General features: G+C 42.6%; 7 protein-coding genes. 2 read left to right on the top strand and 5 right to left on the bottom strand.

Features of this window, described 5'->3' with window-relative positions; translation table 11 throughout:
* Positions 1–122 precede the first annotated feature (122 nt).
* The gene (tgt, locus tag V7K32_RS18925) at positions 123–1,256 is read right to left on the bottom strand and encodes a tRNA guanosine(34) transglycosylase Tgt (RefSeq protein ID WP_334995351.1); all 1,134 of its coding nucleotides are present in this window, start codon (positions 1,254–1,256) and stop codon (positions 123–125) included.
* A gap of 240 nt (positions 1,257–1,496) precedes the next feature.
* Entirely contained in the window at positions 1,497–1,946 is a 450-nt protein-coding gene (locus V7K32_RS18920) for a hypothetical protein (protein WP_334995350.1), read from the bottom strand.
* 377 nt (positions 1,947–2,323) lie between these two features.
* On the opposite strand from V7K32_RS18920, the gene cobS reads away from it, so the two are divergent.
* On the top strand, positions 2,324–3,103 hold the full coding sequence (gene cobS, locus V7K32_RS18915) for an adenosylcobinamide-GDP ribazoletransferase (RefSeq protein ID WP_334995349.1): 780 nt from the start codon (positions 2,324–2,326) through the stop codon (positions 3,101–3,103).
* A gap of 74 nt (positions 3,104–3,177) precedes the next feature.
* On the opposite strand, the gene V7K32_RS18910 is transcribed toward cobS, so the two are convergent.
* The 3 genes from V7K32_RS18910 to V7K32_RS18900 all read right to left on the bottom strand — a co-directional run bounded on the left by V7K32_RS18910 (position 3,178) and on the right by V7K32_RS18900 (position 4,947).
* A complete protein-coding gene (locus V7K32_RS18910) occupies positions 3,178–3,633 on the bottom strand; it encodes a PPC domain-containing protein (protein WP_334995348.1) in 456 nt (151 codons plus the stop codon).
* An 87-nt stretch (positions 3,634–3,720) separates the two neighbouring features.
* Positions 3,721–4,398 carry a ComF family protein gene (locus V7K32_RS18905; protein WP_334995347.1) on the bottom strand — a complete coding sequence of 226 codons (678 nt, stop codon included), beginning with the start codon at positions 4,396–4,398 and terminating at the stop codon, positions 3,721–3,723.
* Positions 4,399–4,449: 51 nt separating this feature from the next.
* On the bottom strand, positions 4,450–4,947 hold the full coding sequence (locus tag V7K32_RS18900) for a GNAT family N-acetyltransferase (protein WP_334995346.1): 498 nt from the start codon (positions 4,945–4,947) through the stop codon (positions 4,450–4,452).
* A 213-nt stretch (positions 4,948–5,160) separates the two neighbouring features.
* On the opposite strand from V7K32_RS18900, the gene V7K32_RS18895 reads away from it, so the two are divergent.
* Positions 5,161–5,307, top strand: coding sequence for a hypothetical protein (locus tag V7K32_RS18895; protein ID WP_334995345.1), 147 nt, complete (start codon positions 5,161–5,163; stop codon positions 5,305–5,307).
* Positions 5,308–5,385 lie beyond the last annotated feature (78 nt).

Genomic DNA, 5,385 nt, shown 5'->3' with positions numbered 1-5,385 from the left:
TTAGGAGTTAGGAGTTAGGAGTTAGGAGTTAGGAGTTAGGAGTTAGGAGTTAGGAGTTAGGAGTTAGGAGTTAGGAGTTAGGAGTTAGGAGTTATCTCCCTCATCTCCCCTGCTCCCCCCTCTTACCGCCCATCTTCCTCATCTCCCCTTTCTTGGTTGAGCCAGTGACCAAATTCTGTGGTGAAGCGATCGCTTAATATTGCTTCTCTAATATGCTGCGTAAAGCGAATTAGTTCGGTAATGTTGTGAATGCTCAACAAGGTATAAGCTAAAATTTCTTGCGATCGCACTAAATGAGATACGTAAGCACGGCTAAAATTTTGACAAGTGTAGCAGGGACAAGTTTCATCTAATGGCGTAAAATCTTCACGAAACTTAGCATTTTTTAAATTCCAGCGTCCACCCTGGACGATCGCTGTACCATGTCTGGCCCAACGGGTGGGAATTACGCAATCAAATAAATCTATACCAGATGCGATCGCGATCGCCATTTCCCGATAAGTACCGACACCCATCAAATAACGCGGCTTTTCAGGCGGTAAAAGCGGTGCTGTGACTTTCACAATCTCAGCCATCATTTCTGGCGGTTCTCCCACACTCACGCCACCAATGGCATATCCGGGCAAATTCAACTTAGCTAAAGCTTCAGCCGCACGACAACGCAAATCCAAATATACGCCCCCTTGTACAATCCCAAACAACGCCTGATCGCTGCGTTGATGAGCCGTTATGCAGCGTTCTAACCAGCGATAAGTGCGCTCAGTTGCAGTTTCAACCTCTTGGCGAGTCGCTGGGTAAGGCGGACACTCATCAAAGGCCATAATCACATCAGCCCCCAAAGTATTTTGAATCTCGATGGATAGCTCAGGCGTCAAGTTAATAATTCGTCCATCATGGGGCGATCGGAAAGTGACGCCTTCTTCAGTAATTTTCCGCATCTGGCTTAAGCTGAAGACTTGAAACCCACCCGAATCTGTAAGCATTGGGCCATTCCAACCCATAAATTTATGCAACCCACCACCCCCAGCCACGATCGCTTCCCCTGGTTGTAGGTGAAGATGATAAGTATTAGATAAGATCATTTGCGCCCCAGTATCTCGTAGCTGAGATGGGGTGATAGTTTTGACATTCGCCAGCGTTCCCACTGGCATAAATCTGGGGGTTTCGACAACACCGTGAGGAGTGAAAAACACTCCGGCTCTAGCTTTGGTTTGGCTACAGCTTGCAAGACATTCAAAGGAAAAATTCGCACTCATACCATTTTGGATTTTGGATTTTAGATTTTAGATTTTGGATTGTGAAACGCTAATCGGTAAAGAGTTTCAGAAATCCATAACTAGCAGCCATAAAACCAAATGGTATTAGGGCAAGACTAAGATTATTTGGCTAAATTATGGACAAACATAAAAACTGGCAATTAAGTTTTCGTGAACACTTAAGGATTCACTACTAATCTAGTTACCAACTTTACGAGTATATACTGGACTAATTGTTATTTAGAAAGAATCAGAATCATCGTCAATTTCTGCATCCCATCTGGCGGAGAGGACTTGCTCCATCATCGCTTCTATGGCGCTGACATTGAAGGTTCGCTCTCGTCGCTCTTGTAGGGGGGTTGAGCGGGGAATTAACCGCAGACACACTCCTTCTTGCATCAAATCAAAATAGGTTTCTTGTTGCGCCGACTGTTTTAGTTCCAAGTAATCAAAACTACAAACATTTAGATATAGCGCGTGGTTAGCCACTAAGGTAGACCTTTGCGGATTGGCGAAAACTTCCATCACATCCCCTTCACCCTCGCTCAGTACCTTATCTTCTTGGGTGTAGATGTAGTGGACTCGACCTAAGTCTGTCAGCAATCGCCGGATGTCGAGCTTATTCACAATGATGCCCGTGTTAATAATGCACGGAGCTGGTATCCTGATGTCGGGTAGATGGTGACTCATAGGAAAATAGCGATTGAGCTAAGGAGAGCGACAACATAGCTAAACTGTCATAATTGAATAGCTTGTTTACTTCCTACATTTAAAAAAATATCAATTTTGTGGGGCAATCGTCTAAATAATTTCGAGTAAGTTTTTAGTTAACGAATACAAAACACAAATTTTGATCGCTGATGAAATTTTAATTTCCTGAATCATTCGTTATTTTGTATAAAAAGTACTTTCATTATTTATTCACCACTTAGAACAGCATAACAAAATTTTCAAGGAGTATCTTTAATAGAAGTAAATCTTATCTAAAGTTTTAAAGTATGCTCATGTTGGTTTTACTTAACCCAAGTCTATTATCCAGCAATTAACCATATATTAGTGTTACTAAGATGACGAAACACCAACAGTGGTGGAAAAAGCTGCTGTTAAAGCTGGCAGCTAGTATTATATTTTATACAAGTATTCCAGTACCGTATTTGGACGGATTAGACTTTGGGGGAGTGGCACGTCTTGCTTCGATTGTAGGGTTAATAATTGGGGGAATTTTAGGATTATTGGATACGGGGATGGATTATCTGGGTATGCCAGTGTTAACTCGTAGTGCTTTAGTAGTCAGCGTTTGGATTGCCATAACTGGAGGACTGCATTTAGATGGGGCAATGGATACTGCCGATGGTTTGGCAGTGGGCGACCCAAATCGGCGGCTGGAAGTGATGACAGATAGTGCTACAGGTGCATTTGGGGCAATGGCAGCGATCGCCTTGCTGATCCTAAAAATAGCAGCTTTGACGGACATCTCAGAAAACCGTTGGTTGTTGCTGATGGCTGCTTGTGGCTGGGGACGTTGGGGACAACAGGTAGCGATCGCACGATATCCTTACCTGAAACCAACTGGTAAAGGTGCGCTTCACAAACAAGCCATTCGTTCTTACAAAGATTTGTTACCAGGATTGTTGTTGCTGTTTGGTTTGAGTGGTTTAGTTTGGTTGATAGATAAACAGCAGCTATTTCTCGCACTGGCAATGATAATTGCTGGAAGTGCGATCGCTACCTTAACTGGTGCGTGGTTCAACCACAAATTAGGCGGACACACAGGAGATACCTATGGCGCAGTCGTTGAGTGGACTGAAGCTTTATTTCTCTGCGTATTGACCGCTCTGGGAAGTTAGGAGTGAGGAGTCAAAAGTGAGAAGTTAAAAATCCAAACTCCAAACTCCAAACTCCAAACTCCAAACTCCTAACTTTACTTAATCGGTTCCAGCTTTGTCACCTTAAGTTTAAAAGCCCCAACCCCAGTTTCCCCAAAAGACCGGACACGAATCACATAATTCCCTGTCTCTACGATGCGAGTAAATAGTAGGGAATTGCTAGTACCATCAGGGCCATCATCATTTTCTGCCAAAGTCGATCCATCAGGTGCTAGCAGGGTGATAATGCTGTCAAAGTTTTCGGATGACAGGTCAATTGCTAAATTATCGCCCTTCTGTAACTTCACTGTGTAATCACGGGCAAACCCACCTTGACCTGTGGGAATATCTTTGTTTGAGAGGGTATCGGAAAATTCAGTACTATTAGACAAAGGAATTGGACTATACAACTTATTTTGAGCAAAAGCTGTACTTGTACTTATATCTATTGCCAGCAATGTGGCAGGAATGATCGTGAGTTGTTTTAAACCTGCCGCAAAAACTTTATTCATACATTTCAAAGAATTTTGTCTCCAAAAATAGGGTAATTCGGTCAATTTATGCATTTATATGCTAAAGGCTGTCCATTAATTCTTGATTTATCCGTCTTTAACGGCAGTGGCTACTGCTACTAATCCTAAGACCAGAATTCCATTTTGACGAAGTGTTTGCACAGCAGACCTAGCAGTAGCACCAGTAGTATAAATATCGTCCACTAACAGCACTGGGACATTTGGGGGACAATAGCGAAATTCTTGGCCTACAGCAAAAGCGTTAACCAAGTTTTTTTCTCGTTTAGATACCGATAAACCAAATTGGGCTTCAGTTTCTCGCACTCTTGCTAAACCGTTTAGTTTCAATTTTAATCCAGTTATTTCGCAGAAGCTTTGGGCTATCAGTGCGGCTTGATTGTATTTACGTTGCTTTTGCTTGCTAGGGTGAAGTGGGATGGGAACCACCACAGGGTGGCTATCTCGCCTCGGTGAATTTAACAACCATGCTTCTCCTAACCAGCGACCTAAAGGACGAGCTATTTGGGGTTGATTGTCGTATTTCATCGCTGCGATCGCTCGTTTCACCGGCCCACCATACTCCCCCCAGCCAAATACTGGTATTGGCTCTTGCCACAGAGAAATCGGGTCTTGACGTTGACATTTTTGCAGTTGTCTGGTGCAATTTTGACAGAATTCTTGCGAGGTTGCACGTTGGCACAGAGGACAATGGGATTGCAGAAAAAGATTGAGTAAGCCTGTAAGATTTTTAATCCACGTATGCATTTTAAAAGTTAGGAGTTAGGAGTTAGGAGTTAGGAGTTAAAAATTCAAACTTCATAACTCATAACCGTTGTGGAGTGATTTAACATATACGCGATCGCACCTTGTTGTTTCTACTCCCGTTGCTGGAGTGTAGCCGTTGCTTTCATACAGCTTGACTGCTTCTACTAAAACGCTGGCGGTTTCAATCCAAATTTGCTCAAAACCACGGTCTGCGATCGCTGCTTCTAGCTGTTGTAACAAATATTTCCCTAATCCTAAACCCCTGATGCTGGGCAAAAGATACATTTTGCGGATTTCTACAGCTTTTTTGCCACGGTGTATGGGGTAGTATGCTCCAGTACCTACTAACTGGCTTTGGTGTTCAATTACCCAAAACTCTCCCCCAGTAGCTAAATAATATTCCTCTACTCGCAGCACATCTCGGTCAGCACCCTTTGGTTCCCAACCCAGACCGTATTCTGATAATACATAACTGATGACTTCGGCGGCTCGTGTGCGATCGCTTTGCACCCAATCACGGATTAAAAAATCTTGATAATATTTTTTCATTACCATTTGCTGGTCAAGTTTACACAGAAAAATTTTCTGGTTCTATATTCCAATTTACTCAGCAAATAGCAATTCTTGCAGAGTCCATTTCAAGCGATGCCTTAACCCCTGAATTATGCCAGTACTGACAAAAGTCATCTTTAACAAATAAATTGACTCTACATAAGTAGAATCTGAATTTTTCTTTGCTTCAGCACAATCATCAGAATTCAAATGCCCAACGGCAAAAGCTATTTAGCAGGTGTTTTGGTGCAAAGACCAAACTACGATCCCAAAGCTGGAGATTTTGTCCGTGAAGTTTCCAGAAGAGTCTATAATTACCTAGACAATACCAAAGTTAGCAATATAGAACCCATTTGACATCTAAGAAGGTGCAGCAAGCCTCTTAACCATCAACCGAATAAAACAAAGATTAACCTTGGCAGTCGCATTAGCTAA

Source organism: Nostoc sp. (genome assembly GCF_036917635.1).
Taxonomy (GTDB): domain Bacteria; phylum Cyanobacteriota; class Cyanobacteriia; order Cyanobacteriales; family Nostocaceae; genus Nostoc.
This window is presented reverse-complemented; position numbering and strand designations above follow the sequence as displayed.